Here is a 26580-nt window from a genome sequence, read left to right on the forward strand (position 1 = left end):
CTTTCGTGACGGTCCGTCGGCTTCTTCGGCGGGCCGTTTCGGTTGCTCGGGTCGGTGGCGGGCACGCTGATGGCCCGGCTGTCGCGTCGGGTGGGCGCCGGGTTCCACGGCTCCGGTCGGGTGGTGCTGATCGCAGGGACGGGAACGTGCTGGTCAGCCGGGATTTGGGAGAGCTTCGAGCCGCGCCAGGGCGTCGGTGATCACGTCGGTCCAGGGCCAGTGGCGTGCGAACCGCAGGTGCCGGCGGCGGGCGGTCGTGACGATCTGGGCGGCGGCGGAGAGAAGGCGGAACCGGAGACGGCGGGGCTCCCACCTGCGGATTTCGCCGGTCAGAGCGAGCATCGGCATCCAGGCCAGCAGGTCCAGATCTGGCTGGACGATCTCCAGCCAGATCTGGTTCTGCGCGGTGTCGTGCAGGGGCAGGTTGCGCAGGCCGGTGGCCCGCGCGGCCCGGATGCGGTCCTCGGCCCGTGCCCGCTGGCGGTGCCGCAGCTCCAGTGCCGCGATCGGCATGTTGGTGGTGTTGGTGGCGAAGCAGGTCAGCCGTAGTCCGTCAGCGTTGGTGATCCGCAACTGGGCGCCGGGGTGGGGCCGTTCCTTGCGGACGATCAGCCGCGTTCCCTTCGGCCAGCTCTTGAGGCAGTCGCCGGACAGTTCGGCGACCCAGGCGCCGTCGCGGATCTCGCCGCCGGGCTCGATCGCTGCCGTCCAGGCCGTGGCGGGGACCCTCGATGGCGGGGGTGTTCGGGCGGGTGGATCGGCGGCGGACGGCGGCGGCGTATCTGAACATGGATGTCGGTCCCTCGGACGGCGAAGAGGATTCGGCCGCGATCTACGACCGGTTGCTGGTGCGGATCGAGGCCGGGTGCCTGGAAGACACCTCGAACTTTGCCGCGCTCGTCCGCTCCGCCGTCAGCCGCCCGGCGCGCCGACACGGACCACGGTCGAGCTGCGCTTGAACGACGCGCCGTACCCCCGTCGGGCCCTCGCCGTACCGCCGCCGGACGCCGAAGAGGGCCCTCCTTCCGGGCTCGGCGCCTCGCTCCCGTCAAGTCCGGAACAAGCCCTGCGAAGACGGGGCAGAAGCGACGATGATGATCTGTATGTCGGAAGATCTTGAGGTCCTCGCCCTCGTCTGCACCGGGCTGTACGCCGGATACATGCTCGCCTTCCAGTCGGGTGTCATGCCCTCCCTGAGAGAGGTGGACGACGCTTCGTTCACCCTCGTCATGCGGACGGTGAACCGAAGGGTTCCCGGGCCGGTGTTCCTGCTGCTCTTCCTCGGCTCACTGGCCTTCCCCGCCGCATCGTTCTTGGTGGTGCCGGAGGCGCGCGACGGAAGCGAGACGGCCCTCGTGGGGGCTGCCGCCGGTTGCGCGCTGGTGGGTCATCTGATCACCGCGGGCGGCAACGTCCCCCTGAACAACGCGCTGGAGAATTCCCGTCACCGGGGCGACGAGCGGGCCGCCCGGGGGGCGTTCGAGGGGCGGTGGAACACCCTGCACGGAGTGCGGACCCTGTTCGCCGTCGCCGCCTTCGTCCTCATGGCCGTGGCCCTCGCCCAGTGAACCCCGTGGGGTGTTCCAGACGTACGTGTCCCACCCGCAGATCGAGACGATCGCGTATGCATCTGAGTCTGAGGGCTATGTACCGTCTGCCGCGTGGAGACTTGAATGAAGGTCATGAGCACTCAAGCGCAGAACACCGCACCCATCCTTGTCATAGGCGGCACCGGCAAGACCGGACGACGGGTTGTCGACCGCCTCCAAGCGCACGGCCGCCCCGCGCGGGTCGGCTCCCGCAGCAGCGAGATCCCCTTCGTCTGGGAGGACGAGAGCACCTGGGAGACCGCGCTGGGCGGGGTCTCCGCCGCCTACGTGACCTACTACCCGGACCTCGCGTTCCCCGGCGCCAAGGAGACCGTCGAGCGGTTAGCCGCCTTCGCTGTCGCGCGGGGTGTCCGCCGCCTGGTGCTGCTGTCCGGCCGGGGTGAGGAGGGCGCCGTCGCCAGTGAGGACGCCCTCAAGGCGTCCGGCTGCGACTGGACCGTCGTCCGAGCCAACTGGTTCAACCAGAACTTCAGCGAGAGTTTCTTCCTCGATCCGGTCCGCTCGGGTGAACTGGCGCTGCCCACCGGGGACGCCGTCGAACCGTTCGTGGACGCCGACGACATCGCCGACGTCGTGGTCGCCGCACTGACCGACGCCCGTCACATCGGCAAGACCTACGAACTGTCCGGTCCCCGGCTGCTGAGTTTCCACGACGTGGTCCGGGAGCTGTCGGCGGCCACTGGCCGGACCATCACCTACGTGCCGGTCAGTGCCGACGACTACCGCGCGGCGCTGCGAGAGCTCGGCGAGCCGGAGGAGTTCGCGGACCTCTTCACCCTCATCGTCGACGGCCGCAACGCCAGCGTGGTGCACGGCGTCCGTGAAGCGCTCGGGCGAGAGCCCAAGGACTTCTCGGACTACGCCAAGGAGGCCGCGGCCACCGGAGTCTGGGACGCCTGATCACCGGTGTCCGGCAGTGGTGATCCGCCTGAACAGGGTGCACCGGACGGCGGATCACCGCACTGGCCGTGTATCGCCACAGACCGATCAAGCCAGGCGCCCTCGGCGAAGACGCCGGGGGATGCTCAGAGAAGAGAGGGACGCCATGGACGGGCTGCTGTGGGGAGGTAGGGGCGTGGACACGCTGCCCCGCCATCTTCGCGGATTCGCGCAGACGCACCTCGCGCTGAGACGCGACTCCCGGCGGCTGGTGGCTGCGGCGCCGCTTCTGACCTCCGCCGGTCTTCCCCGGGCCGCGGAATGGTGGCGGCAGCTCAGAGCCATCGTCGACTGGCACCACCGCACCGAGGACCAGATCCTCTGGCCGGGTCTGATCGAGCACGTACCGGAGATCGCGGCCGGGTCCCATCGCATGGTCCAGGACCATGTGGCCCTCGACGACTCGATGCTCCGCGTGACCAGGGCGTTGGAGGGAGGAAACGCCGAGCTGATCGGCTGCCCCGTCGACACCTTCGACACCGTCCTCCACCGGCACCTGCACGAGGAGGAGAAGCTGACCTTCCCGGTCTTCGCCCGCGTACCGGCCGAGGTGTTCGCCGCCCTGGAACGCCGCGTTCTCGCGGCGGCGCCCCTCCGCGTCAAGCGGGTCCTGCCCCCGTGGCTGCTTGACGGACTCCCGCAGCCGGACGGGCTGATGCCCGGCCCGGTGCGCCTGATGGGACGCACCCTGCTGCAAGGTGCCTACCGCCGCTCGCTCACCGGAATCCTGGACCCCCGGTGAACGGCCTGCTGCAGGGCCTCCGGGTGGCCGGCTGCCGCGCCGGCGGTGCCGCGTCCGCCGCCCGTCGATCCGACCAGGGGAACACCATGCGTCCTTCCCGCGCCCTCCCGGCGGCCGCCACGCCACCGGACCCCGTCCTTGTCGCTGCCACCATCGGCACCGGCTTGATGGCCGGCCTCTACCTCGGGTTCGACGTCGGTGTGATGCTCGCCCTCGCGCGGCGGGGGGACGAGAGGTTCGTCGCCGCGATGCGCCGGGCCAATGACGCCCTGGACGACAACGCCCCCTTCGGGGCACTCTTCCTGGGTGTGTTCCTGGCCACCGGTGTCGCCGCCCGCCGACTCGACCGCGCGGACGGGAGCGCCGCCGCCCGGGAGGCTCGTTCGGCCGCAGTGCTGTACGGCCTCAGCGTCGTGGTGACGATCTGCGTCAACCTGCCCCTGAACCGCAGGCTGCGCGACGCCTCGGGCACGTCAGCGGCCGACCTGGCGGCGGCGAGAGCCGCCTACGAGCGACCCTGGCGCAGGGCCAACGCGGTCCGTACGGTCGCGTGCCTCGCCGCCCTCGCCCTGCTGGGAGACGCGGCCCGGCGGCGGACGATCACCCGGGCGCGTTGACACACGAGAACCATCGTGGGTCCGGTCCTCTCGATAGGCCGGACTCACGGTCGCGCCTCCTCCCGGGAGGGGAACGGCCGGGGCCGAGGCGCGCGCCGCGAGAAACGACAGCGAAACGGTGCGAGGTGACGGTTGTGGATACGCTCAGCGGCCTGCTGGGGAGCCCCAAGGCGCGGGGTGCCTTCCTCCTGAAATCGGTGTTCAACCCCCCGTGGGGACTGCGCATCGAGGACCGCGCGCCCCTGTCGCTGGTCACTATGATGCACGGCTCGGCGTGGGTGCTCCGCGAGGGCTGCGACCCGGTGCGGCTGGCGGCGGGGGACGTGGCGGTCCTGCGCGGCCCCGAACCGTACACGCTCGTCGACGACCCGGCGACACGCCCGGGCATCACCGTCGACGCCGAGCAGCGCTGCCACACCATTGACGGGGAGAACGTCACCGAAGCGATGTCCCTGGGCGTACGCACCTGGGGGGAGCCACACCGCACGGGGTCGGCCATGATGCTCAGCGGCACCTATCAGGCGCCCAACGAGGTCGGGCGCAGGCTGCTCGCCGGCCTGCCGGCCCTGCTGGTCCAGCCCGCTTCCGCCGCGCGGGCCCCGCTGATCGGCATGCTGGCCGCCGAGGTGGACAAGGAGGACATCGGCCAGGAGGTGGTCCTCGACCGGCTGCTCGACCTGCTGCTCATCAGCGTCCTCCGCTCCTGGCTCATGGAGCCGGGCACCGGCGCGCCGCTCTGGTTCCGGGCCCAGAGCGACCCGGTGGTGGGGCGGGCTCTGCGGCTGCTGCACGAGCGGCCCAGCGAGCCGTGGACGGTCGCATCGCTCGCCTCCTCCGTCGGGACCTCCCGGGCGGTGCTGGCACGTCACTTCACAGAGCTCGTCGGTGAGCCACCGATGTCCTATCTCACCGGATGGCGGCTGACGCTCGCCTCCGAGCTGCTGCGAGACCCCGAGCTGTCCGTCGCCGGTATCGCCCAGCGGGTGGGGTACTCGGGCCCGTTCGCCCTGAGCGCCGCGTTCAAGCGGGAACGCGGCGTCAGCCCGCAGGAGTTCCGCCGGGGCAAGCGGGCCGGCGAGGCCATGGCCACCGGCTCCGACGACCGGACGGTCATTCTCAGACGCTGACCTGCGGCCCGGCGCACCGCGCGGGAACCGTCGGGGGAGTCCGGGCGGGCACCGCCACGGCGGTGAGCAGCAGTCCCCTGTCCACGCACCAGCGGCCCATGTAGCGCGCCGCGACGCCGCCGTGTCCCGGCGCCCCGGCGCCGGGCCCGGCCGCCTGGCCGTTCTCCGACCGTCGCCGCACCGGAGGCGGCGGCGTGCGGTCGGGGTGGACCTCGGCGGTCAGCAGACCTCCGGCGGTGAACGCGACCTCGATGGCGGCCGTGCCGATCCACCGGCGGGTGGCCGGGTGCCACGCCTTGTAGACGGATTCCTTGGCGCTGAACAGCAGCCGGTCCCAGGGCAGACGGGGATGCTTCCCGGTGAGCCGGGCCACCATCCGCCGCTCGCGCTGCGAGGCGACCAGCCCCAGGACACCGGGCGGCAGTGGGAGGGCGGGTTCGGCGTCCACGCCCAGCGCCCCCCAGGCGTCGGCGCGCGCCGCCACCGCGCCCCGGTACCCCGCGCAGTGGGTGACGCTGCCGACGAACCCCGTCGGCCACGCCGGAGCGCCGTCCGTCGTGCGCAGCAGCGGGCCGGGCGGTGCGCCGAGGGCGTCCAGGCAGCGGCGGGCACAGGTGCGTGCGGCGGCGAACTGCCGGACGACCCGCTCCGGACGGCCCCGGACCAGGGCGAGTTCCCGGGGGTCCGCAGGCCGGAGGAGTGTGTCGTCGAACGCCTCCGCCCAGGCGACCCCCACAGGCACCAGCCACTCGATCACGGCACGTCCGTCCGTACGGCGAACGGCACGACGCCTCGCACGCGGAGCGGCGCGTCGGCCCGTACGGGAAGCGGGGTGAGGCCCGGCGTACGGGGCGCCACGACCCCCGTACGGATCCGCACCGGGCCCTCCTCGTCACCCGGCGCTGGGACGGCCCCGGCGGTGCACCGGACGGTGTCCCGGACAGTGCACGGGCCGGGGAGGACCCTGCTCACAGGGTGCCCGTCTCCTCGGCGCCCCAGGTGGTGCGGGCCCGCTCCACGGCCCGTTCGGCGATCCGGGCGACGGCCTGGGCCACGGCCTCCGGGTGCTCCAGAGGCAGGACATGCCCGGCACGCGGGATCGACGTGAACACGGCGTCCGGGAGGGCCGACGCCAGCTCCCGGCCCAGTTCGGGCCGGATGACCCGGTCGGCCTCGCCCGCCAGGACCGCGGCGGGCAGCCGCGCGTCCGCGAGAGCGGCCCGCAGGTCCATGCCCCGGGAGGAGCGGAAGCAAGCCGCCCGCACCTCCGGCGCGGTCGAGGCGAACAACTGCCGATTGACCTCGCGCAGCCGGGGGGCCAGCGCCGCGCCCGTCATCTGCCGCAGCAGGGCCCGGCCCACAGTGGGGCGGCGCAGGGCCCAGGAGAAGAGCAGCGCCTCCATCATCCGCGCTTCGTTCTCGGGGGTGTCCTGGTCGTGCGCCGCCGAGGCGACCAGGACCAGACCCACCGGGCGGGCATCGGGCTCAGGCGCGGCCGCCAGGGCGAGCGCCGCGAATCCGCCGCCGGAGTGGCCGACGACGAGCGGCGCGCCTCCCGCGTACCGGACGACCGCCGCAAGGTCAGCGCTCATCGCGGCTGCGGTCACCCCGTGGGCGCCCAACGTGGAGGCGCCGTGACCCCGCAGGTCATAGGCGACCACCGGGAAGCCGCGCCGCAGCAGCCGGTCGGTCACCGGGCTCCAGATCCGGCGGCTACCGCCCCAGCCGTGGGCGAGCACCACCGGGGGCCGGTCCTCGTCGCCCCGCTCCAGCGGGTCCAGGACGGAGACCGCCAGCCGGGCCCCGTCCTCGGTACCGAGGTACGTCTCACCGGGGGCGGGCGCGGTCACCGGGAGACCTCGGGGAGCGGGGCGGCGGAACCAGCCGGGGTCGGCGCGGCGGGCAGCAGGCGACCGAGCCGGCCGAACGCCGCCCGGGTGGCGCGGGTGTGCTGCGCGCCGATGTCCACGAGCCGGGCCAAGACGGCGAGTCCGCCGTGCGGCCGGGCCCGGAAACGCATCGCCAGTTGAGTGCCGCCGTCGTCCAGCGGGGCGAGGGTGAACTCCGCCGTGCCGCGGAAGGCCCCCTCCACGTACTCGAGGGCGAGACGCCTGCCCGGCTCCACGGCGGTCGTGCGCGCGGTGAACCGGATCTTCTTGCCGCCCTTGTCCACGCCCTTGGTGTGAACGGTGACCCGGGTGAGCGCGCCCACCCGGTCCGGGGCGCCGTTCACCGGCTGGAACGTGTTGTCCGGCACCCACCACCGGGCGGCGCCTGCGAGTTCCCCCACGAGGGACTCCCAGACCGTGTCCTGGCCGGCGGCGAGCAACGTCTCGTCGACGAGGTCATAGGTTTTCAACTGTACTCCTCCTCACGGAATCGACGGGGCCGGGCCGTTCTCGTGGAGCGGCCCGGGGCCGCGGTGGGTCAGCCGAAGAAACCCTGGCCGGGGGTGAGGACGTTGCCGGGGTCGAAGCGCCGCTTCGCCTCGCTCAGCGCCCGGTACGCCGGGCCGAAATGGCGGCGCCAGTCGGCGTTGGTCAGCCCGGGCACCGCGCCGACGAGGCACCGCTTGCCGCCCATCTCCACCGCCCGGTCGTACAGCCAGCGGTTCTGCTGCACCATGCGGGAGATGTCGTCGGCCCCGGTTCCGGGGTGCGGGAAGCGCAGCAGGTCGAAGAGGTAGCCCACCCGCTCCGTTGGCTGCACGGCCATGGGGGCGGTGACGTTGGAGGTGAGGTAGGGGTAGCTGAGCAGCGCCCCCGCGCCCAGCCCGTCCGGCGTCAGCTCGGCCTCCGCCAGGCGCAGGAAGCGCGCGGCCGAGGAACGCGGCAGGAAAAGGCTCAGCCAGGGCTTGGGCTGGTACCAGTGGCCGACGTCCTTCAGGTACGCCTCGAAGCCGTCCACGCGGAAGAGGTAGTCGCGCAGCGCGAAGTCATCGATGTGCGCGTCGGCGCGTACGTCCCGCAGTCCCCGCAGCAACTGGGCGCGGTCCGGGATCTGGCCGCCGGAGTACGTGGCGACCGCCTCGATCTTGTAGCGCCAGCCCGAGTCGTCCGGGCGCTGGACCATCTCGCCGCCCTGCATCTGGAAGCGGTGGTCCGCCAGCAGGATCTCGGAGTCCTCCATGAAGGAGGCGACATCGTTGTAGAACAGGCTGAAGACGGTGGCCCGTTCGGCGGCGCGCACGGTCCGCAGGGTCACCTGGACGATGACGCCGACCTGTCCGCCGCCCGCCAGCGCGGTGCGGAACAGCTCGGGCCGACGGTTCGGCGAGGTGGTGACCACCTCGCCGGTGCCGGTCACCACCACCATCGACCGCACGTTGTCGGCGACCAGGCCCTCGGTGCCCATGGTCAGGCCGATGCCGCCGACGCTGATGGTGCCGCCGACGGAGAGCCGCAGGTAGTCGGGCAGGGCGGGCAGCGTACGGCCCCGGGGGAGCAGGTGGTCGGTGATCTCCGCCCAGGTCGCGCCCGCCTCCACGGTGACGGAGTCGGAGCCGGTGGACAGGATGCGCGCCATGCCCCGGGCATTCACCGAGATGCCCCCGGAGACGGCGGCCTGGCCGTAGCAGGAGTGGGACTCCAGGTCCCCGCCGGTGCCACCGCGGCCATTGACGGCGAGCTTGAGCCCGTTCGTCCTGGCGTAGCCGATCATCTTGGCGATGTCCTGGACCGATCCGGGGGTGAGCACCGCCCACGGCACCGTGCCGGTCACGAGGCGGCCGAAGTCGTGGGTGTAGGAGTCGAACTGGGAGGTGTCGGTGGTGAGGGTGCCGTCGAGGTCGGGGACGGGCACGACTTGGTCGCCGGGACGGCGGGCGCTGTCGGCGGCCCATGCCCAGCTCCCAGTGGTGGCGTTCCAGCCGATCACAGTGGCGGCGGCTCCCACTGTGCCGAGGACCGCTCTGCGGGAGGGAGTGTGCAGGATCATCGGGGAAACTCCGTGTCTCGTCGGTCGCGGGTACGTGGTCGTCAGGACGCGGCGGGCACGGGGGCGCGCAAGTCCTCCGTGGTGCTCAGAGCGTGTTCGGCGGGGTCGAAGCGCCTGGCGGCCCGGCGGAAGCGCCAGGTGTACGTGGGCCAGATGGACGGGTTGCGCCCGTGCTCGTCGAGGTACCAGCTCCGGCAGTTGCCCGCGTTCCACACGGTGCCGCTGAGCCGTCGTTCGAGCTGTTCGTTGTAGGTCCGCTGGGCATCGGGGAGCACTTCCACGCTGGCCAGCCCGCGGCGGTCCATCGTCCGCAGGGCGTCGAGCAGATAGGTGATCTGCGCCTCGATCATGATCACCTGGGAGGAGTGTCCCAGGGTCGTGTTGGGCCCGAGCAGCATGAAGAGGTTGGGGAAGCCGGTCACGCAGGTCCCGCGGTGGGCGTTCATGCCCTCGCTCCACGCCTCCTTGAGGCTGACGCCGTCGCGCCCGAAGAGCCTTTCCGCGATCGGGCGCCGTACGGCCTCGAAGCCCGTCCCGAGGATGATCGTGTCCACCGGCCGTTCCCGGCCGTCGGCGGTGACCACGGCGTCGGCCGTGACCTTGGCGATGCCGTCGGTGACCAGTTCCACGTTGGGCTGCTGGATCGCCGGGTAGTACGTGTCGGAGAAGAGCAGGCGCTTGCAGGCCATGATGTAGTCGGGCGTGAGCGCCGCCCGCAGCCGCTCGTCCGGCACGCTCTTCTTGAGGTGGTCGGAGGCCATCTTCTGCATCTTCGCGGCGAGCGCGGGGCGCGCCATGACGAAGGCGAGGATCTCCCGGCCCCACATGTTGAAGTTCCGCCGGAAGCGCTGATAGCCGGGCACGGACGTCAGCAGGCGGGTCTGCAGGGCGCTGTTGACCTTGTCGTTCTTGGGCCCGATCCAGGGCGGGGTGCGCTGGTAGAGGTCCAGGTGGCCGACCTCCTGCTGGATGGCGGGCACGAACTGGATGGCGGAGGCGCCGGTGCCGATCACGGCGACCCGGCGGCCGGTGAGGTCCAGGTCGTGGCGCCATTGCGCTGAGTGGAAGACCTCGCCCTCGAAGCTGGCCAGGCCAGGGATGTCGGGGATGGCCGGCTCGCTGAGGTAGCCGGTGCCGGTGACCAGCACCTGGGCCGTGTAGTTCCCGCCGGTCGTGGTCAGCAGCCAGCGCTTGTGCAGGTCGTCCCAGCGCGCCTCGGTGAGTTCGTGCCGGAAGCGGATGCGGGAGCGCACGCCGAACTGGTCGGCACAGTCGCGCAGGTAGTCGAACAGCTCGCGCTGCTTGCCGAAAGTGCTCTTCCAGTGGGGGTTCGGCGCGAAGGAGAAAGAGTACAGGTGCGACATCACGTCGCAGGCGCAGCCGGGGTAGGTGTTGTCCCGCCAGGTGCCGCCGACCTCGTTGGCCCGCTCGAAGACGAGAAAGTTCTCGATGCCCTGCTGCTGGAGCCGGATCGCGGTCCCGAGTCCCGAGAAGCCGCTGCCGATCACCGCCACTCGCAGGTCGCGTGCGGGCTCCATGGGTGCCTCTGCCACGCCCCTCACCCCTTGCGGGCCAGCGTGAGCCGGAAGTTGTTGAAGAAGCGGTCCTCCAGTGTGTACGCGAAGATGTCCAGGTAGCGCTCGAAGCGGGCGACCACCTCCTCGCTCTCCAGCGCGACCGCCTCGTCGCGCCGCTCGGCGAGCCGGGCCAGCCAGGCGCGGCAGGCGCGGGCGAACGCCTCGCGCTCGTTGACCAGCTCCACGACCTCGAACAGGCCCTCGGTCGCCGCCGCCAGCTCGTGCAGGTGCGGGATGTGCATCCCGGTGAACTCGGAGCGTTGGAGGAACTTCAGGTCCGCCAGGATCTTCCGCCCGATGGGTTGGGCCTCGGCGGTCATCGTGTGCAGGACGAACTGGCCGTCCGGGACCAGCGCCTCGTGCGTTTGCTGGAAGAAGAAGCGGTAGCGCTTGGTCCGCTCCTTCGGGGGGAGGCTGGAGGGGACGAAGTGCTCCAGGGCGTTGACGCAGAAGGCGGCGTCGTACGCGCCGGGGGCGCGGTGCTCCGACCAGCTCTCGACCCGGGTGGTGATGGCCGGGTTGCCGAGTCCCGCCACATAGGTGGCCTGGGTACGGCTCAGGGTGAGGCCCACGGCCTCCCGTACGCCGTGCTTCGTGGTGAGGCGGTGGGCGAGGGTGCCCCAGCCGCATCCGATGTCGAGCACGCGGTTGCGTCCAGCCGCCCGCGCCAGATCGGCGAACACGTCGAGCTTGCGTTCCTGCGCCACGTCCAGAGCCTCGACCAGGCCCTCGCCCTGCTCCCAGTAGCCCCCGCTGTACATCATGCTGGGGCCCAGCAGCAGACGGTAGAACTCGTTTCCCACCTCGTAGTGGTGGCGGACCGCGTCCAGCTCCGGCTCCCCGGTGTGGGAGGCAATCGTCGCCATCCTCGCCCTCTCTTCGCAGCTTCGGCCGTCGAGGCGCTCTCGCGCCGTCCGGCCGCCTGAACCGTGCTGGGGGTGAGCCAAGCGAATCAGCGCAATCCGACCGCAACACCACGGTGTGACCGCGCTGTTGCGGCTGGATTGCGAGGAGCGGCTTCCATGCGGACACGACCGTCCGTCGCGTTCAGAGAGGAACAACCATGGCACTGCCGACCGTCGAGGAACTCGCGCAGCAGCTCGCCGCAGTCTCGGGGGCCACCGAGGTGACCCCCGACGCGCCGATCCAGCACATCGCGGATGTGGACTCGCTGGACCTGATGGAGTGGCTCTACAACTTCCAGAACGAGCACCCCGACATCCCCGCCGACGAGTCGCTCTTCGCGGACCTGGACGACACCACCACCATGCAGGACGTGCACAAGAAGCTGATGGAGCTCGTTCCTCAGCCGGCCGAGCGCTGACAGTACGTCACATGAGTGGATTCGACATTTCGGGGTGGGGCACGGCCCTGCCCGAACGCGTCATCACCAGCGCCGAACTGGCGGACCGCTTCGGGGTCGACGAGGACTGGGTCGTCAGCCGCTGCGGCATCCGCGAGCGGCGGGCGGTCGACCCCGGCCAGACCACCGCCTCGCTGGCTGTCGAGGCGGGCCGCGCGGCGCTGGAGAAGGCCGGTCTGACCGGTGCCGACATAGCCCATCTGATCGTGGCCACAGCCACACCCGAGCAGCCCTCGCCCGCGACCTCCGCCTTCGTCCACCACGAGCTGGGCATCGGCGGCGGGGCCATGGACGTCAACTCCGAGTGCGCGGGCTTCGTGTACGGCCTGGTCGCGGCCATGGGCATCCTGCGCATGGACCGCCGGCCGATCCTGCTGATCGGGTCGGACACGCACACGCTGACCGCCAACCCGGCCGACCGCGATCTGTCCATTCTGGTGGGGGACGGAGCGGCCGCGGTGGTGCTCGTGCCGGGACCGGGGGACCCGGTACTGGCGTGGAACCTGGGCGCGGACGGCTCCTGCGCCGACGCACTGAAGGTGCCGGCCGGCGGCAGCCGGATGCCCACCACTCCGGAGACGGTCGCGCAGGGGCTCCACTACGCGCAGATCAAGGGCAACGAGATCTACTTGCACGCGGTCCGCTTCACGGTCCGCACGGTGCGGGAGACCCTGGAGAGCGCCAAGGTCACGCCCACCGAGGTGGACCACGTCGTCCCGCACCAGGCGAACATCCGCATCATCAACTCCGTACTCCAGCACACTGGATTGCGGCCGGAGGCCCTGGTGACCAACTTGGAGCGGTACGGCAACACCGCCTCGGCCTCCATCCCGCTGGCCCTCGCCGAGGCGCTGGACGCCGGGGGGATCCGCCCCGGGGAACTCGTGCTGTTCGCGGGGTTCGGCGCGGGGATGACCTGGGGTTCGGTGCTGATGCGTTGGGGGGGTGCCGCGTGAGCGTACAAGGAGCCGGGCAGCGCCCCGCCGCGCCGGTGGCGTTGGTCACCGGCGCTTCCGGCGGGCTCGGGCAGGCGCTCGCGGTGGAGCTGGACGCGCTGGGCTGCCGAGTGGCCGTGCACTACCGCAGCGCGGCCTCACAGGCCGAGGCCGTGCGCGCGAAGCTGACGCACGACTCCGTGGTCGTCGGCGCGGACGTGGGGTCCTGGGAGGAGGTCAAGGATCTGTACGGCCGCGTCGAGGAGGCCCTCGGGCCGATCGAGGTCGTGGTCAACAACGGGGCGATCCGCCGGGACGCCCTCATGGCGATGCAGTCCCCGGACGACTGGCACGAGGTCATCCGGACCAACATGTTGGGCACGTTCCACACCTGCCGGGTCGCGCTGCCGCACATGCTGCGCCGGCGCTGGGGCCGGATCGTCAACGTCGTCTCGCCCTCGGGCCTGATCGCCACCGCGGGGCAGACGGCGTACTCCGCGTCCAAGGCCGGGGTCATCGGTATGACCCGGACGCTGGCCGCCGAGTGCGGGCGACGCGGGGTGACAGTGAACGCTCTCTCGCCGGGGTTCATGATCACGGGTATGACCCAGGACCTCCCGGTGCGGGTCGTGGAGGACATGGCCAGCAAGGCGCCGGTGCCGCGGTTCGTCACGGTGGAGGAGGTCGCCCGCGGTGTGTCGCTCTTCCTCGACCAGGACTGCATGACGGGTCAGGTGGTCAGCATCGACAGCGGCGTCTCCGTCATGTGAGGCGGGCCCGCGGTGACGAGTCCGGGAGGGGCACGAGGGTGTGCCCCTCCCGGACGCCGTGGGTGCCGCGCAGGGGTGCGGTCGCGCGGTGTCACCTGCCGAATTGCCTGCCGGCACAGGGGCGTCGGCCCGCGTGGGGCGCCGGAGGGCACGTGGCCGGCCCTGGGAGGAAGAGGGCCGGAAGCAGGGGAGTCCGGGAGGAGTGCGTGTGTCCGCAGGCGGCCGGGGAACAGGAGCCGCGGGCGGGAGCCGAGACCGGCGCCCGCAGTCCCGCGGCTCCCTGGTGTCAGTTCAGTGGATGTGACGACACCGTCCGGTGCGGCGATCGGGCGGGCACAGTACATGGACTGGGACTGGCCAGCAGACCCAGATACACGGCTTCACTCTCGGGGCTCGGGTCGATACCGAGCTCTTCGGCGAGCACCGTGCGCAACTGCTGGTATATCCGCAGCGCTTCGGCCCTGTTGCCTGCCAGACGATGCGCGGTCATCTGACACCGGTAGGCGCTCTCACGAAACGGCGCCTGGCGCACCGCCTCCTCCGCGTAGCGCAGGGCGTGGTGCGTGTCGCCCAGCGCGGCGGAGGAGCTGCTGGCCGTCTCCAGTGCGGAGACGCGCACCTCCCTCAGGCGGGCGCGGACCGAGTCGACCCACTCGCCCTCGTAGGAGGCGAGGAAGGGGCCCCGCAGCAGGGACACGGACGTGGTGGCGAGCCGCTGCGCGGTGCTGTGGTCGCCGTCGCGGTACGCCGCCGCCGCGCTGATGGCGGCGCTCTCGCCGCGCTCCACGTCCACTTGGGCGCCCTCCGGAAGCTGCAGCAGATAGCGCCCCCCGCGGGCGATCAGTTGCGGCTCGGACGTGGGCGACTCCGTGGCCAGGAAGGCCCGCAGACGGCTGACGACGCTGCGGAGGGCCGAGGCCCAGGTGCTCGGCGGGCCGTCCGGCCAGATGGCGTCGGCGAGCTGCTCCCGGGAGGTGCCGGTGGGACGCTCGACGCAGAGCCGGGCGAGCGCGATCTGAGCCTGGTGGCTGGCGAGAACCCGTGGGGCCTCTCTGTCGTGTTCGATGGACACAAGGCCGACAAGTCTGATGAGCACGGCTTTTACTCCCCCGTGAGGTTGACGACTTCCTCGCTGGCTGGCCGACGGAAGTCGACTTGCTGGGCGTGCTGCGTGCGGTGTCGTGCGTACAGGGTCCTGGAGCCGAGCCCGCACCCCTCAGTGGCGGACTGTGGACGCGCGTAGAGGCGCAAGTCGGAGTGAAAGATGCTTGTGAAATCTTCCCCAGGTCTGAGTAAACAGCATTCTCATTCGAAACAAGTATCTGTCAAAGCTGAATTTGCGAAAGATAACGCGTCGCGAATTGGATGGGTCATTATGCGCCAATCTCCTGATGCCTACTTGATCTTGCTCCCGTGTTGCGCTCCGGTTGCGTGGCGGAAGTTGAATTCGAGGCACGCCAGATCCGCTGCGCCGCTGCGCAATGGACGCCATAAAGGGGAGGACGGCCGATGGCTTCCGCAGGGTGGGGGAGACTCGCAGACAAGCTCGACGTGACCCGGCGGCGCGTGGCCGCGCTGGAGTGGGACGCCGAGCGCCGCAACAGCTTCGTCCCCTACACGGCCGAGCGCGACACGGCCTACGTCGACCTGGACGGCCGGCGCCTGCTGATGATGTCCGGCTACAGCTACCTCGGCCTCTCCGGGGACGAGCGCGTGGTGTCCGCGGCCCAGCGCGCCGCGGCCCGCTACGGCACCGGCAACCACGGGGTGCGCGCGCTGGCGGGCTCCATCCCGCTCCACGAGGAGCTGGAGGCCGAGGTGGCCGACATCGCCGGGCGGGAGCGGGCCATCGTCTTCGGCTCCGGCTACGCCGCCAACGTCGGGACGATCGGCGCCCTCGTGGCCCCGGGCGACACCGTTTTCGTCGACAAGTACGCCCACGCCAGCATCGTGGACGGCTGCAAGCTCAGCGGCGCCACGGTGGTCCGCTTCCGGCACAACGACACCGAGCACCTCGCGCGGCGCCTGGAGGCAGCCGCGCCCGGCGGGGTCCGGCTGGTGATCGTCGACAGCGTCTACTCGATGGACGGCGACCTCGCCCCGCTGCCCCGGCTGCGCGAGGTGTGCGATGCCCATGAGGCGCTGCTGATGGCCGACGAAGCCCACGCTCTCGGCGTGATCGGCCCCACCGGCCTGGGAATCGAGGAGCACTTCGGCAACGAGGTGCGGGTGGACGTCAAACTCGGCACCCTCTCCAAGGCCATCCCCTCCATGGGGGGTTGGGTCGCCGGGTCCACCGAACTCATCGGCCACCTGCGCTACGCCGCCCGGCCGTTTCTCTTCTCCGCCGCGCTCGCCCCCGCGTCGGCCGCCGCCGCCCTGGAGGCACTGCGGGTGCTGCGCGCCGAGCCCGAACTCGTTGCCCGCGTCCAGCGCCACGGCGCGCGCTTCCGGGAGCTGGTGACGGCGGGCGGGATGCGCACCGGCGGCAGCGAGACCGCGGTCGTCCCGCTCATCGTCGGCGGCGACGAGGCCGCCTACGACCTGGCGACCGCCGCCCGCCGGCTGGGCGCCATCGGCCTGCCAGTGGTCACCCCCGCTGTTCCCCGCGACCTGGCGCGGCTGCGCATCGCCGTCACCGCCCGGCACACGGACACGGACATCGACCTCGCGGCCGAGGCCTTCCTCAAGGCCGCCGGGGAGTGCGGTCTGCTGACCGCCTGACCGCCTGACCGGAGCCGACGAGCCCTGACGGACCCGGCGGGCGACCGCGCCGTGTCCGGGAGAGAAGCCGGGCTCGGGGAGAAGGCCCGTCTTCCGTTCCTTTCGTCCGGCAGGGCGGCGAGGAAACAGGCCGTGCTTGCTCTGGCCGGCCCGAGGCCGCCGGAGCGGGAAGGAGAGAACAGACCATGCGTACTCCGGCGGGACGTCCCGCCCGATCGGCCGTGGCCATCAGCGGAATGGGCGTCGTCACCCCGGCCGGCTGCACGACCGAGGAGCTGTGGACGGCCATCCTGGCCGGCCGTTCCCTCGCCGCCGACCTCACGCACTTCGACACCGCGCACCACCGCATCCGCGTCGGCTGCCGGGTACGCGGTCTCACCGACGGAGCCCGGGACCACCCCTGGCAGCAGGTGCTGGCGAGCAAGGCCGCCCAGCGGCTCGACCCTTTCGCCCGGTACGGGCTCGCCGCCGCCCTGGCCGCGCATGCCGACGCCGGGGCTCCGCAGGCTCCCGGCGCCCGCTGTGCCATCGTGGTCGGCAATGCCGTCGGCGGGCGCGCCACCAGCGACGTCGAGTCCGTCAACTACGTGGCCCGCGGCCCGAAGGGCGTCCGTCCGATGATGCCCCTGATGACGATGCCGAACGCCGCCGCCGCGCAGATCGCTCTCCAACTGCGCTGGCACGGACCGGCCCTGACAGTGAGCACCACTTGCGCCAGCGGGGCCGACGCCATCGGCCTGGGCGCCGCGATGCTGCGGGACCACCGCGTGGACCTCGTGATCGCCGGGGGCTGCGAGGCGACCCTCACCCCGATCACCCTCGCAGGTTTCGGCAACCTCAACGCCGCCTCCACCCGCACCGACGCCGCGACCGCGTGCCGCCCCTTCGACGAGAGCCGGGACGGCTTCGTCATGGGGGAGGGAGCGGCCTTCGTGGTCCTGGAGCGGCCGGAGGACGCCCGGGCCCGCGGCGCCCATGTCCACGGCCATGTCGCCGGTTACTCAGCCACCTCCGACGCCCACCACCTCTCCGCCCCGAACCCCGACGGCGCCTTCGCCGCCGACGCCATGACCGGAGCCCTGACCGACGCTGGGCTGACGCCCGCCGACATCGCCCACGTCAATGCCCACGGCACGGCCACCGTGCACAACGACCGCGCCGAGGCGGCGGCGCTGGCCAAGGTATTCGGGCCGTACGGGCCGCCGGTGACGGCGAGCAAGGGCGTCCTCGGCCACCTCATCGGAGCGGCCGGCACGGTTGAACTCGTGGTCGCCGTCCTGTCGATGAACGCGGGCACGGTGCCGCCCACAGCCAACCACACGCGAACGGAACCCGAGATGGAGATCGACGTGGTCCACGGCAGCCCGCGGCCCGTCGCCCGCGGCCCGGTGGTGTCCAACTCCTTCGGATTCGGCGGCCACAACAGCAGCCTGGTGGTGACCCCCGCATGACCCTCCCCGGACCCCTTCTCGACCCCGCTGCCCCGCCGTTCGACCCCGCGGCGGCACGTAACTACCGCACCGTGACCCGCGAGGCCCTCGGCCGGGGAGCACCCACCCGCCCCGACGCCGGCCCCCTGACGGCCTTCGTCCTCACCCACCCGCTGGCCGAACGCACCGTCGACGCGCTGGCCGCCGGGCACGGACCGTACTTCCTGGTCCACCTGGCGCAGGAGATCGTCCTGCACGCGCCGCTCCGGCCGGCGACAGCGGTCGGCGCCCGCGCCGAGGTGCTCGCGGCGCGCACCGAACCGAAGGGAACCCGCCTCGCCCTGCGCACCTGCCTCACCGACCGGACAGACGGGACCGCGCTCGCCGACCTGACGGCCCACATCCTGCTGGCGGGCATCCGGACCGGCGAGCCGCACGGCACCCTGACCCCGGCGGCCGCGCCGCGCCAGGACGTGCCGGCCACCCCGGTGAGCCGAGCCGTCACGATCGACCGGGAGTGGATCGCCCGCTACGGCGAGGCTGCCGGGGACCTCAACCCCGTCCACCTCGATCCAACGGCCGCCCGGGCGGCGGGATACCCCGACGCCATCGCCCACGGGATGGCGCTGGTCTCCATGGCGGTCGAGGAGATCGCCGACCGGTACGCCGACGGGCACGCCGACCGGATCCGAGCGCTCGGCGTCCGCTTCGCCCGCCCGGTGCTCCCCGGCACCGAGACGGTGCTGGAACTCACCCCACCGGCTTCCGGCGACACCGTCCTGTTCACCGTCCGCTCCCAGGGCGCCGCCGCCGTCAAGGGCGGCTGGGCCCGCCTGGGACCCGAAAAGGGGGAGTACCGATGAGCGGCCGTCACGGCGAGACGGCGCAGGCAGTCCTGCGCTGGGCCGAGAAGACCCCCGACGCGCCGGCCCTCTGGTGGAACGGCACCGCCACCACCTACCGCGAGTTGGCCGAGGAGACCGCCGCCGCCCGCGCCCGGCTGGAGGAACACGTCCCCGCGAGCGCACCCCTCGCGGTCCTCGACGCCAAGTCGCCCCGGACGGTCGCCACCGTTCTGGCCTGCCTCGCCTCAGGCCGCCCCGTCCTGCTGCCCTCGCGCTCGCTGCCGCCGGATCACCTCGCCGCGGTGACCGCGGAAGCGGGCTGCCGGTACACCCTGGCCAGGGACACCGTCACGGCCCTGGCCTCGCAGCCCGGGGACGACCGGAGGCAGGCCGTCCCGCCGGGCACCGGCTTCATCCTGACCACCTCCGGCTCCACCGGAACGCCCAAGGCCGTGCCCCTGCCCCACGACGGGGTGGACGCCTTCACCCACTGGGCCGCCGGCGCCTTCGGCATCGGACCCGGCACGCCCGTCCTCAACTACGCCCCGCTCAACTTCGACCTGTGCCTGCTCGATGTGTGGACCACCCTCGCCCACGGAGGCCAGGTGGTGCTGGTGGACCCGGCGGTCGCGGTCAGAGGTCCCCGCCTGCTCGGCCTGCTGCGCACCCATCGGATCGAGGTGGTCCAAGCGGTGCCGCTCTTCTACGCGCTGGTCTCCGCCGCCGCCCGGGCCGATGGCGGCGCCCCGGTGGAGACGATCCGCCACGCGGTCTTCACCGGGGACGTGATGCCCGAGCAGACCCTCGCCGACCTCGTGGCTCTCGCCCCCGGCGCGCGGCTCCACAACATCTACGGCTGCACCGAGACCAACGACAGCCTGATCCACGAGATCGACCGGAGGCGGCCGCTGCCCTCCCCGGTGCCGCTGGGCAGCCCGCTCCCCGGCGTACGCATCCGGCTCCGGGACTCCGAGGGCTGGATCGTCACCGGCCCCGGGCGGGGTGAACTGGAGGTCTCCACGCCCTTCCAGAGCACGGGCTACCCGGACCGGCGGCGCACGGAGCAGAAGTTCACCGCCGACGGTGAACGGGCGCGCTGGTTCCGCACCGGCGATCTGGTCGAGGCCGACGCTGAAGGCGTCCTGCGGCTCGTCGGACGCCTGGACCACCAGGTGAAGATCCGGGGAGTCGCTGTGAACACCGCCGAGGTCGAGCTCGTGATGCTCGACCACCCCGACGTGCTGGAAGCCGGGGTGACCACGCAGCCCGACCCGGTCGAGGGCCGCCGCCTGGTCGCCGTGGTCCGGCTGGAGCGCGACTCCACCGCCACCAGCCTCGACCTCAAGCGGCACTGCACCGCCCGGCTCCCGCGCGGTTCCGTGCCGGGCACTGTCGTCCCCGTACGCGAGCCCCTGCCCCGTACCGGCACCGGAAAGGTGGACCGCCGGGCACTGGCCGGGGTGAGCCCCGCCGCGCCCGCCGGTACGCGGTCCTGACGGCCGCGTGGAGCACCACGCCGGCCTTCCGTCACGCCGGGAGCCCTCGCCGCCTCGGGCAGCGGCCACCGCACCTGTACACCCCGCCAACGACCATCCCCAGCACGAACACACCGTCAAGGAGCGCCCTGTGAGCAACGCCGAACAGATCAGCGAGTACATCGTCCGGGAGTTCCTGCCCGACCTCACCGCCACGCAGCTGCCGCCCGACCAGGACCTCCTGGGCGACGGCGTCATCGACAGCCTCGGCGTCCTCAAGCTGATCGCCTGGGTGGAGCACCACTTCCAGCTCGCCGTCGGCGACACCGACCTCGACCCGGACAACTTCCGCAGCGTCAACGCCATCGACGCCTACGTCGCCCGCTGCCAGGGCGCCCCCGTGACAGGCAGCTGAGCCGTGCACCCCGCCCTCGTCCCGCTCGTCGACCGGCGGGCCCCTGCCGACGCGGACCACTGGGAGGCCCTGTGGCAGGCGCTGGCCGACAGAGCGCTGGAACGCGCCGACGCCCTGGCCCTGCTGGCCTCGCTCACCGCGGCGCTCCCCGACGGCCCGAGCCTGCTCGCGCTCGTCGACTCGCTGGACCGGCGCCGCCCGGCCCCACCGTCCGCGCCCTGGCCGGGCACCGTCAACGTGGTGGGCACCGGGGGTGGCCCCTCGACCGTCAACATCTCCACGGCGTCCGCCCTCCTGGCCGCCGCCACCGGGGCCCGCGTCGTCAAGTCCGGCTCGCGCGCCCACACCGGCCGGACGGGCTCGATCGACCTCCTGGACCGGCTCGGCGTCCCCCTCACGTCCTCGCTCGACCACACCGCCGACCACTTGGCCACCCACGGCATCGCCTTCGCCGGCCCGTTCGTCTACCCCGGCCAGCTCGCCCGGCTCGCGCTGCTCGCGGTCCCGACCCCCATACGGGTCTTCGGGCGCTTTCTCAACACCCTCGGCCCCTTCCTGGCCGCCGTACCGGTGGCCGCGCAGGTCACCGGGGTGTCCGCGACACAGCCCCCGCCCCCGCTCCGTACCCTCGCCGCCCGGCCCGGTGGCCCGGTGACCTGGCTGACCACCAATCCGGTGGGCGCCGACGAACTGCTCAGCTTCACCGACAACACCGTCCACCTCCCGGGCGGCGACACACGGACGCTCCCGGCGGGTGAGCTGGTCCCCGCGGACGGCACCCTCGGCGACCTCGCCCCGGTGTCCCGGGACGAAGCGGCCGACCACTTCCGGGCCGTCCTGGCGGGCCGGACAAGCGCGCCGCTGCGCGCCACCCTCAGCCTCAACGCCGCGGCGCTCGCCGTCGCCTCCGGCCACCGTGACGACTGGGCCACGGCGGTCGGCGAAGCGGGTGCCGCGCTCGACGACGGAGCCGCGCTCGGACTGCTGGAGCGTCTCACCGCTTCCCGCTTGCGAGGAGGGAGCCGCGTTGGCTGACTTCTTCACCGAGGCCCGCACCCGCGACGAACTGGGACTCGCCGTCTTCCTGAACGCGGGAGACCCGCCCCTGCCCGTGCTCGCCGACTGCGTCGCCATGCTGGACGAGTCGGGCGTGGACTGCCTGGAACTGGCCGTCCCCTTCCCGGACTCGCCCACCGACGGGCCCGTCGTACGGCGCTCCGCCGACCGGGCACTGGCCGAAGGGGTGGCCCTCGCCGAGACACTGGCCTTCGTCGAGGCCGTGCGACCCTCCCTGAAGCGGCTGCGCATCGCCCTGCTCGCCGATTGGAGCCACAGCCTGCGCACGTCGCCGCCCGCCGCCTACGCGCGCGCCGTGGCGGACAGCGGAGCCGACGCCCTGCTCGTCCACGGCCTTCCGCCCCGGGCCCGCGCCGCCCACCACGAGGCCCTGCGCGAGGCCGGACTGCCCGAGGTCACCACCTGCTACCCGGCGAGCCCCCCGGCCACCGTGGCCGAGGCGGCCGCCCACGCGACCGGCTACCTCTATGTGGTCGCCCGCTACGGACGCAGCGGCGGCGGCACTTCCCCCGGCGGTCACGCCGGGCTCGCCCCGTTCGTCGGCGCCCTTCGCGACCTGACAGCCTCCCCGATAGCCGTCGGCTTCGGGGTATCGACCGCCGAGGATCTCGCCTCCGTCGCGCTGAGCGGCGCGGACGCGGCGATCGTCGGTTCCGCCGGAGTGTCGGCCCTGGAGCGGGCCCGCGAAACCGGGGCAGACCCGGTGAACGCCTACCGCTCATTCACCGCCGCACTCGGCCGCCCTTGCACCGCCGTCCCACGTCCCAGAGGAGGAGAACGTGATCATCCGGAACCTTGAGAACGTCAAGACCGTCGAGTGGGGCAACGGCCTCAGCCGCCGCTTCATCCTGGCCGCCGACGGGCTGGGCTACAGCATCACCGACACCACCGTGCGGGCCGGGACCAAGTCCCGGCTGGAATACCGCAACCACCTGGAGACCTGCTACTGCATCGAGGGCTCCGGGGAGGTGGTGGAGCTCGACGGCACCAGCCACCCGCTCACGCCGGGCGTCCTGTATGCGCTGGACAACCACGACCCGCACTTCCTGGTCGCCTCGCCCCATGAGGACCTGCGCCTGGTCTGCGTCTTCGCCCCTGCCCTCCGGGGCGACGAGGTTCATCAGCTCGACGAGCACGTCTCGTCGGCCTACTAGGCCGCGTCCGAAAGAACCGGCCCGGACAGCGGTCCGGGCAGCCGGTCACCGGCACACCCACCCGTCCGCAACCGACCGTGGTCACCCGCACGGCCCGTACGGAAGGCTCCGCAGTGAGACACCGCAACGCAGATCAGCAGGCACTGTGCGCCGGCATGGTCCAGTGGGGCAAGGCCCTGAGCGAAGGACACGTCGAAGCCGACGCACAGGCCGCCTTCGATCCGGCCCGCTGGCAACAGGTGTGCCGCAGCGGAGTGCTTGGGCTGCCCTTCCCCGAGCGATGGGGCGGCGCCGGACAGACCCTCACCACCACCCTCCACGTCCTGGAGACACTCGGCGAGACCTGCCGTGAGACCGGCCTCAGCTTCTGCGTGACGACCTCGATGGCCAGCACCGGAGTGCCGCTCGCCGTCTTCGGCACCGACGCCCAGCGGGAGCGCTTCCTGCCGGGCATCTGCTCCGGAGAACTGATCGGCGCCCACGCCGTCACCGAACCCGACAGCGGCTCGGACGCGATGGCGATGGCCACCCGCGCCGAGCGTGACGACGAGGACTTCGTGCTCACCGGAGGCAAGGCGTTCGTCAGCAACGGCCCGATCGCCGACGTCTTCGTCGTCTATGCCCGCACCCACCCCGACGGCGGCCCCCTCGGCACAACCGCCTTCCTCGTCGAACGCGGCACGCCCGGCCTCTTCGTGGGGGAGCCGACCGCCAAGATGGGCCTGCGTACCGCACCGTTGTCCACTCTGCACCTCGACGGCTGCCGGGTGCCGGCCGACCGCGTCCTCGGCCGGGTCGGGGGCGGGCTCCTCGTCCTCGACCACGTGATGAAGCGCGAGATCCTCTTCGGGTTCTCCGTCGGATTGGGGGAGATGCGCCACCGGCTGGACCGCGCGATCGCGTACGCGAGGGAGCGCCGCGCGTTCGGCCACCCCATCGGCGACTACCAGGCCGTCTCGCACCGCGTGGTCGACATGAAGATCCGTACCGACACCGCCGCCAAGTGGCTGTACGACACCGCCGAGCAGCTCACCGCGGGCGAGGACATCACCGCCGACCTCGCCATCACCAAGATCCTCGCCAGCGAGGCCGCGCTGTCCACCAGCCTCTCGGCGATCCGCGTGTTCGGCGGCGCCGGCTACCTCACCGAGGTCGGACTGGAGAAGGACCTGCGCGCCGCCGTCGCCGGCACCCTCTACTCGGGCACCAACGACATCCAGTACAACCGGGTGGCCTCGACCCTTGGGCTGGGGAGATGAGCGGCGCCCCGCCGTCCGCGCCCCGGCCGCTGCTGAAGGTGTGCGGGGCGACCCACCCCCGGGAGGCCGTCGCTGTCGCCGCGCGGGCCGATCTGGTCGGCCTCTGGTACGGCGTCGACGGCGGCGCCCACGACCTGGCCGCCGCCGCCCTGCCGGAGCTGGCCGACGCCGTCTGCGGCAGTGGCCGGGCCGAACCCGTCCTCGTCACTTTCCTGCACGACGCCGACCGGGTCGCGCGGGTGGCCCGGGCCGCCCGTATCCGCTGGATCCAGCTCCACGCCTACCAGCCGCCCCGGACCGTGGCAGCCCTGCACTCCGCGCTGCCCGGCGCGGTCGTCGTCAAGGCCGTGCACGTCCTCGACGGGCACTGCGCCGAACGCCCTTTCCTCGGCGCCTACGCGCGGGCGGGCACCGACCTGTTGGTCGTGGACGCCGCGACCCGCGACGGGGGCGTCGGCAGCACCGGCCGGCACCTCCCGCCCGAGGTGCTGGAGCCGCTGCTGCCCGCCCTCAGGCTGCCCTTCCTGCTGGCGGGGGGCCTGACTGCGGCCGACGCGGTACGCGGCCCGGCCCTCGGGGCGCACCCCGGCTTCCGGGGCGTGGACGTGGACAGCGCCGCCCGGGGGGACGACGGCCTGCTCTGCGCCCACCGGGTCGCCGCTCTGGACCGTGCCTGGACCGGGACGGACGTACTGCCTCATGCCCGGCGGGACGGCGCGACCCACACCCCGATCCGGGCGGCCGCCCCTCCCGCCCCGTCCGCACCCACCCCCCGAGGGAACTCGACATGACGCTGCCCTTCCTCTCCGCACTCCTCAGCGCGGAGCGCCCCCTGATCATGGAAGTGAAAGCCCGCGATGCGCACGGCGGCGACCTCCTGCGGGGCAAGGCCCCCGGCGACCTGGCCGCCGCCTACGAGCGGGCCGGTGCCCCGTGCGTGTCCGTCGTGACCGGCCGGTGGTTCGGCGGATCGGCCGGCATGCTGCGGGAGGTCACCGCCCGGGTCGATGTCCCGGTGCTGCTCAAGGACTTCGTCACGCGCCACGACCAGATAGCCGCCGCCGCCGAGGCGGGCGCCTCGGCGGTGCTGCTGACTGCGGCGCTGCTGCCGGGCGAGTCCCTTCACGGACTTGCCCGGGAGTGCCAGGCGCGCGGGCTCACCCCCTTCGTGGAGATCACCCGCGCCGAGGAGGCGGTCGGGCTTCCCCACCCGCACCTCTGCGTGATCGCCGTCAACAACAAGGACATCACCATGGGGGAGCGCGACGCGGGAGACCTCGATCGCAGCCGTGCGCTGCTGCCCGCCGTTCGGGCCGCGGGCACCCTCTGCCCGGTCAGCGCCAGCGCAGTGAGCAGTCCCGCCGTCGCGGCCGGACTGCTGGCCGAGGGCTACGCCGCCCTGCTCGTCGGTACTGCGCTCCTGCGTGCGCCCAGCGTGGAGTCATGGCTGCGGGATTTCGACGCCTGCCGCGTAGACACCTCCGCTCCGGTCCCGGCGACCGCGCGCGCCGCCGAGCCGCCGACCGGTCCCGTCGCCGAGGCGGAAGCAGCACCCGCGTGAGCGCGCCACCGGTGTCGAGCGTGCCCACCGACGGCGTGGAGCGGATCGTGCTCGGACGCGGCTGCCACCGGCTCGGTGCCTGGCGGGCCGCTCCCGTCACCGGCAGCCCCCGGGCCGTGCTGGTCGCCGTCCACGGCCGGGCGATGTCCCCCGGCTACTTCGCCGGGCCGGTCGCGCCGCACACCTCTCTGCTCGCCCTGGCGTCCTCCCTCGGCCACACCGTCCTGGCGGTGGAACGGCCCGGTTACGGCCTCTCCCGCTCGTCCCTGCCGCTCGGGCTGCCGCTGGCCGATCAGGCCCTCCTGCTGCGCCGGGCCATGGCCGACTACGCCGACCAGCACCCGGTCGGGGCCGGGTTCTTCCTCGTCGGGCACTCCGACGGCGGCAAGACCGCCCTGTACCTCGCGGGTGAGCAGTGGGGCGAGACCCCGGCGGAACGCCTGCTCGGACTGGACCTCAACGGCTGCGGCTGGCACTACTCCCCGGCCGCCGCCCACTTCCCGGACACCATGAACGGCGGAGCGGGCCAACTCAACTGGGGCCCGCTGCGGCTCTATCCGGGAAGCACCTTCCACGCCAGCCGCGCCCTGCTCCGCGATGTCCCGGCCGCCGAGGAGGCCGAGACGGCCCACTGGCCGGCGCGGTTCCCGGCCGTCGCGGCCCGTGTGCGCTGCCCCGTGCGGCTCACCTTCGGGGAGCACGAGGGCTGGTGGCGTCTGGACCGGGACGAAATGGCCGCCATGGCCGCCTGCTTCACCCGGACGCGCCCGCCCGTCGTCGAACGCGTCCCGGAGGCGGGCCACAACCTCAGTCTCGGACTGGCCGCTCCCCTCTACCACTTGCGCGCGCTGGCCTTCCTGGAGGAGTGTCTGGCAACCGTCCCGACCTCCGTCCGGTGACGACCGCGTATGTGCGCGAGCGTGTGGAACATGGACCGCACATCCCGCCGGATGCTGGGATGGTCCTTCGAGAAGTACGGATGGTGCGTCTCGGCCGCGTATCGCCCGTCGGCAGCCGGGGAGAG

At 72.5% G+C, this 26580-nt stretch carries 28 protein-coding genes and 2 pseudogenes; 21 read left to right on the top strand and 9 right to left on the bottom strand.

Features of this window, described 5'->3' with window-relative positions; all coding sequences use genetic code 11:
* Positions 1-153: 153 nt before the first annotated feature.
* Positions 154-729: pseudogene (locus JEK78_RS22865) on the bottom strand (transposase); the annotation flags it as partial.
* 80 nt (positions 730-809) lie between these two features.
* On the opposite strand from JEK78_RS22865, the pseudogene JEK78_RS22870 reads away from it, so the two are divergent.
* The 6 genes and pseudogenes from JEK78_RS22870 to JEK78_RS22895 form a co-directional block, all read left to right on the top strand.
* Positions 810-952, top strand: a pseudogene (locus JEK78_RS22870) (ATPase); the annotation flags it as partial.
* A gap of 151 nt (positions 953-1103) precedes the next feature.
* On the top strand, positions 1104-1568 hold the full coding sequence (locus JEK78_RS22875; protein ID WP_242483198.1) for a DUF1772 domain-containing protein: 465 nt from the start codon (positions 1104-1106) through the stop codon (positions 1566-1568).
* A gap of 114 nt (positions 1569-1682) precedes the next feature.
* Positions 1683-2510 carry an NmrA family NAD(P)-binding protein gene (locus JEK78_RS22880; protein ID WP_200262040.1) on the top strand — a complete coding sequence of 276 codons (828 nt, stop codon included), beginning with the start codon at positions 1683-1685 and terminating at the stop codon, positions 2508-2510.
* Between the two features lie 121 nt (positions 2511-2631).
* Positions 2632-3291, top strand: a complete 660-nt coding sequence (locus JEK78_RS22885; protein WP_200262041.1) for a hemerythrin domain-containing protein — start codon at positions 2632-2634, stop codon at positions 3289-3291.
* Positions 3288-3908: an anthrone oxygenase family protein gene (locus JEK78_RS22890; protein ID WP_200262042.1), complete on the top strand. Its 621-nt coding sequence runs from the start codon at positions 3288-3290 to the stop codon at positions 3906-3908. The genes JEK78_RS22885 and JEK78_RS22890 overlap by 4 nt, the downstream gene beginning before the upstream one ends.
* Positions 3909-4042: 134 nt before the next feature.
* The gene (locus JEK78_RS22895) at positions 4043-5035 is read left to right on the top strand and encodes an AraC family transcriptional regulator (protein WP_200262043.1); all 993 of its coding nucleotides are present in this window, start codon (positions 4043-4045) and stop codon (positions 5033-5035) included.
* Here the strand turns inward: JEK78_RS22895 and JEK78_RS22900 are convergent.
* The 7 genes from JEK78_RS22900 to JEK78_RS22925 all read right to left on the bottom strand — a co-directional run bounded on the left by JEK78_RS22900 (position 5025) and on the right by JEK78_RS22925 (position 11414).
* Positions 5025-5792 (bottom strand): 4'-phosphopantetheinyl transferase superfamily protein, encoded by a 768-nt coding sequence (locus JEK78_RS22900; protein ID WP_200262044.1) that lies wholly within the window; start codon positions 5790-5792, stop codon positions 5025-5027. The genes JEK78_RS22895 and JEK78_RS22900 overlap by 11 nt on opposite strands.
* Positions 5789-5914 (bottom strand): hypothetical protein, encoded by a 126-nt coding sequence (locus JEK78_RS23730; protein ID WP_277953055.1) that lies wholly within the window; start codon positions 5912-5914, stop codon positions 5789-5791. The genes JEK78_RS22900 and JEK78_RS23730 overlap by 4 nt, the downstream gene beginning before the upstream one ends.
* Before the next feature lie 89 nt (positions 5915-6003).
* Positions 6004-6885, bottom strand: coding sequence for an alpha/beta hydrolase (locus JEK78_RS22905; protein ID WP_200262045.1), 882 nt, complete (start codon positions 6883-6885; stop codon positions 6004-6006).
* Entirely contained in the window at positions 6882-7394 is a 513-nt protein-coding gene (locus JEK78_RS22910; RefSeq protein WP_200262046.1) for an SRPBCC family protein, read from the bottom strand. The genes JEK78_RS22905 and JEK78_RS22910 overlap by 4 nt, the downstream gene beginning before the upstream one ends.
* A gap of 68 nt (positions 7395-7462) precedes the next feature.
* Positions 7463-8971 carry an FAD-binding protein gene (locus JEK78_RS22915; RefSeq protein WP_200262047.1) on the bottom strand — a complete coding sequence of 503 codons (1509 nt, stop codon included), beginning with the start codon at positions 8969-8971 and terminating at the stop codon, positions 7463-7465.
* Positions 8972-9012: 41 nt separating this feature from the next.
* On the bottom strand, positions 9013-10524 hold the full coding sequence (locus tag JEK78_RS22920) for an NAD(P)/FAD-dependent oxidoreductase (protein WP_347341196.1): 1512 nt from the start codon (positions 10522-10524) through the stop codon (positions 9013-9015).
* A gap of 5 nt (positions 10525-10529) precedes the next feature.
* Positions 10530-11414 carry a class I SAM-dependent methyltransferase gene (locus tag JEK78_RS22925; protein WP_200262048.1) on the bottom strand — a complete coding sequence of 295 codons (885 nt, stop codon included), beginning with the start codon at positions 11412-11414 and terminating at the stop codon, positions 10530-10532.
* A gap of 197 nt (positions 11415-11611) precedes the next feature.
* On the opposite strand from JEK78_RS22925, the gene JEK78_RS22930 reads away from it, so the two are divergent.
* Genes JEK78_RS22930 through JEK78_RS22940 form a run of 3 tightly spaced genes read left to right on the top strand, consistent with a single transcriptional unit; the run spans position 11612 to position 13616 of the window.
* Positions 11612-11872, top strand: coding sequence for a hypothetical protein (locus tag JEK78_RS22930; RefSeq protein ID WP_200262049.1), 261 nt, complete (start codon positions 11612-11614; stop codon positions 11870-11872).
* 11 nt (positions 11873-11883) lie between these two features.
* Positions 11884-12867, top strand: coding sequence for a ketoacyl-ACP synthase III (locus JEK78_RS22935; protein WP_200262050.1), 984 nt, complete (start codon positions 11884-11886; stop codon positions 12865-12867).
* Positions 12864-13616, top strand: a complete 753-nt coding sequence (locus JEK78_RS22940; protein WP_200262051.1) for an SDR family NAD(P)-dependent oxidoreductase — start codon at positions 12864-12866, stop codon at positions 13614-13616. Before JEK78_RS22935 ends, JEK78_RS22940 begins: the two co-directional genes overlap by 4 nt.
* A gap of 286 nt (positions 13617-13902) precedes the next feature.
* On the opposite strand, the gene JEK78_RS22945 is transcribed toward JEK78_RS22940, so the two are convergent.
* Positions 13903-14712 (bottom strand): BTAD domain-containing putative transcriptional regulator, encoded by an 810-nt coding sequence (locus JEK78_RS22945; protein WP_200262052.1) that lies wholly within the window; start codon positions 14710-14712, stop codon positions 13903-13905.
* A gap of 413 nt (positions 14713-15125) precedes the next feature.
* Here JEK78_RS22945 and JEK78_RS22950 point away from each other — a divergent pair, with 413 nt between their 5' ends.
* The 12 genes from JEK78_RS22950 to JEK78_RS23005 all read left to right on the top strand — a co-directional run bounded on the left by JEK78_RS22950 (position 15126) and on the right by JEK78_RS23005 (position 26455).
* A complete protein-coding gene (locus JEK78_RS22950; RefSeq protein ID WP_200262053.1) occupies positions 15126-16340 on the top strand; it encodes an aminotransferase class I/II-fold pyridoxal phosphate-dependent enzyme in 1215 nt (404 codons plus the stop codon).
* A gap of 185 nt (positions 16341-16525) precedes the next feature.
* Positions 16526-17791 carry a beta-ketoacyl-[acyl-carrier-protein] synthase family protein gene (locus JEK78_RS22955; RefSeq protein ID WP_200262054.1) on the top strand — a complete coding sequence of 422 codons (1266 nt, stop codon included), beginning with the start codon at positions 16526-16528 and terminating at the stop codon, positions 17789-17791.
* Entirely contained in the window at positions 17788-18633 is an 846-nt protein-coding gene (locus JEK78_RS22960; RefSeq protein ID WP_200262055.1) for a MaoC/PaaZ C-terminal domain-containing protein, read from the top strand. The genes JEK78_RS22955 and JEK78_RS22960 overlap by 4 nt, the downstream gene beginning before the upstream one ends.
* Positions 18630-20111, top strand: coding sequence for an AMP-binding protein (locus JEK78_RS22965; RefSeq protein ID WP_200262056.1), 1482 nt, complete (start codon positions 18630-18632; stop codon positions 20109-20111). Before JEK78_RS22960 ends, JEK78_RS22965 begins: the two co-directional genes overlap by 4 nt.
* A 130-nt stretch (positions 20112-20241) precedes the next feature.
* The gene (locus JEK78_RS22970; protein ID WP_200262057.1) at positions 20242-20505 is read left to right on the top strand and encodes a phosphopantetheine-binding protein; all 264 of its coding nucleotides are present in this window, start codon (positions 20242-20244) and stop codon (positions 20503-20505) included.
* Between the two features lie 3 nt (positions 20506-20508).
* Positions 20509-21540 (top strand): hypothetical protein, encoded by a 1032-nt coding sequence (locus tag JEK78_RS22975; protein ID WP_200262058.1) that lies wholly within the window; start codon positions 20509-20511, stop codon positions 21538-21540.
* Positions 21533-22381, top strand: a complete 849-nt coding sequence (gene trpA, locus JEK78_RS22980; protein ID WP_200262059.1) for a tryptophan synthase subunit alpha — start codon at positions 21533-21535, stop codon at positions 22379-22381. The genes JEK78_RS22975 and trpA overlap by 8 nt, the downstream gene beginning before the upstream one ends.
* On the top strand, positions 22362-22736 hold the full coding sequence (locus JEK78_RS22985) for an ectoine synthase (RefSeq protein WP_200262060.1): 375 nt from the start codon (positions 22362-22364) through the stop codon (positions 22734-22736). Before trpA ends, JEK78_RS22985 begins: the two co-directional genes overlap by 20 nt.
* A 113-nt stretch (positions 22737-22849) precedes the next feature.
* Entirely contained in the window at positions 22850-23995 is a 1146-nt protein-coding gene (locus JEK78_RS22990; RefSeq protein ID WP_200262061.1) for an acyl-CoA dehydrogenase family protein, read from the top strand.
* On the top strand, positions 23992-24786 hold the full coding sequence (locus tag JEK78_RS22995) for an N-(5'-phosphoribosyl)anthranilate isomerase (protein ID WP_200262062.1): 795 nt from the start codon (positions 23992-23994) through the stop codon (positions 24784-24786). Before JEK78_RS22990 ends, JEK78_RS22995 begins: the two co-directional genes overlap by 4 nt.
* On the top strand, positions 24783-25556 hold the full coding sequence (locus JEK78_RS23000; RefSeq protein WP_200262063.1) for an indole-3-glycerol-phosphate synthase: 774 nt from the start codon (positions 24783-24785) through the stop codon (positions 25554-25556). Before JEK78_RS22995 ends, JEK78_RS23000 begins: the two co-directional genes overlap by 4 nt.
* The gene (locus JEK78_RS23005; RefSeq protein WP_200262064.1) at positions 25553-26455 is read left to right on the top strand and encodes an alpha/beta hydrolase; all 903 of its coding nucleotides are present in this window, start codon (positions 25553-25555) and stop codon (positions 26453-26455) included. The genes JEK78_RS23000 and JEK78_RS23005 overlap by 4 nt, the downstream gene beginning before the upstream one ends.
* Positions 26456-26580 lie beyond the last annotated feature (125 nt).

Source organism: Streptomyces sp. HSG2, assembly GCF_016598575.1.
Classification (GTDB): Bacteria; Actinomycetota; Actinomycetes; order Streptomycetales; family Streptomycetaceae; genus Streptomyces.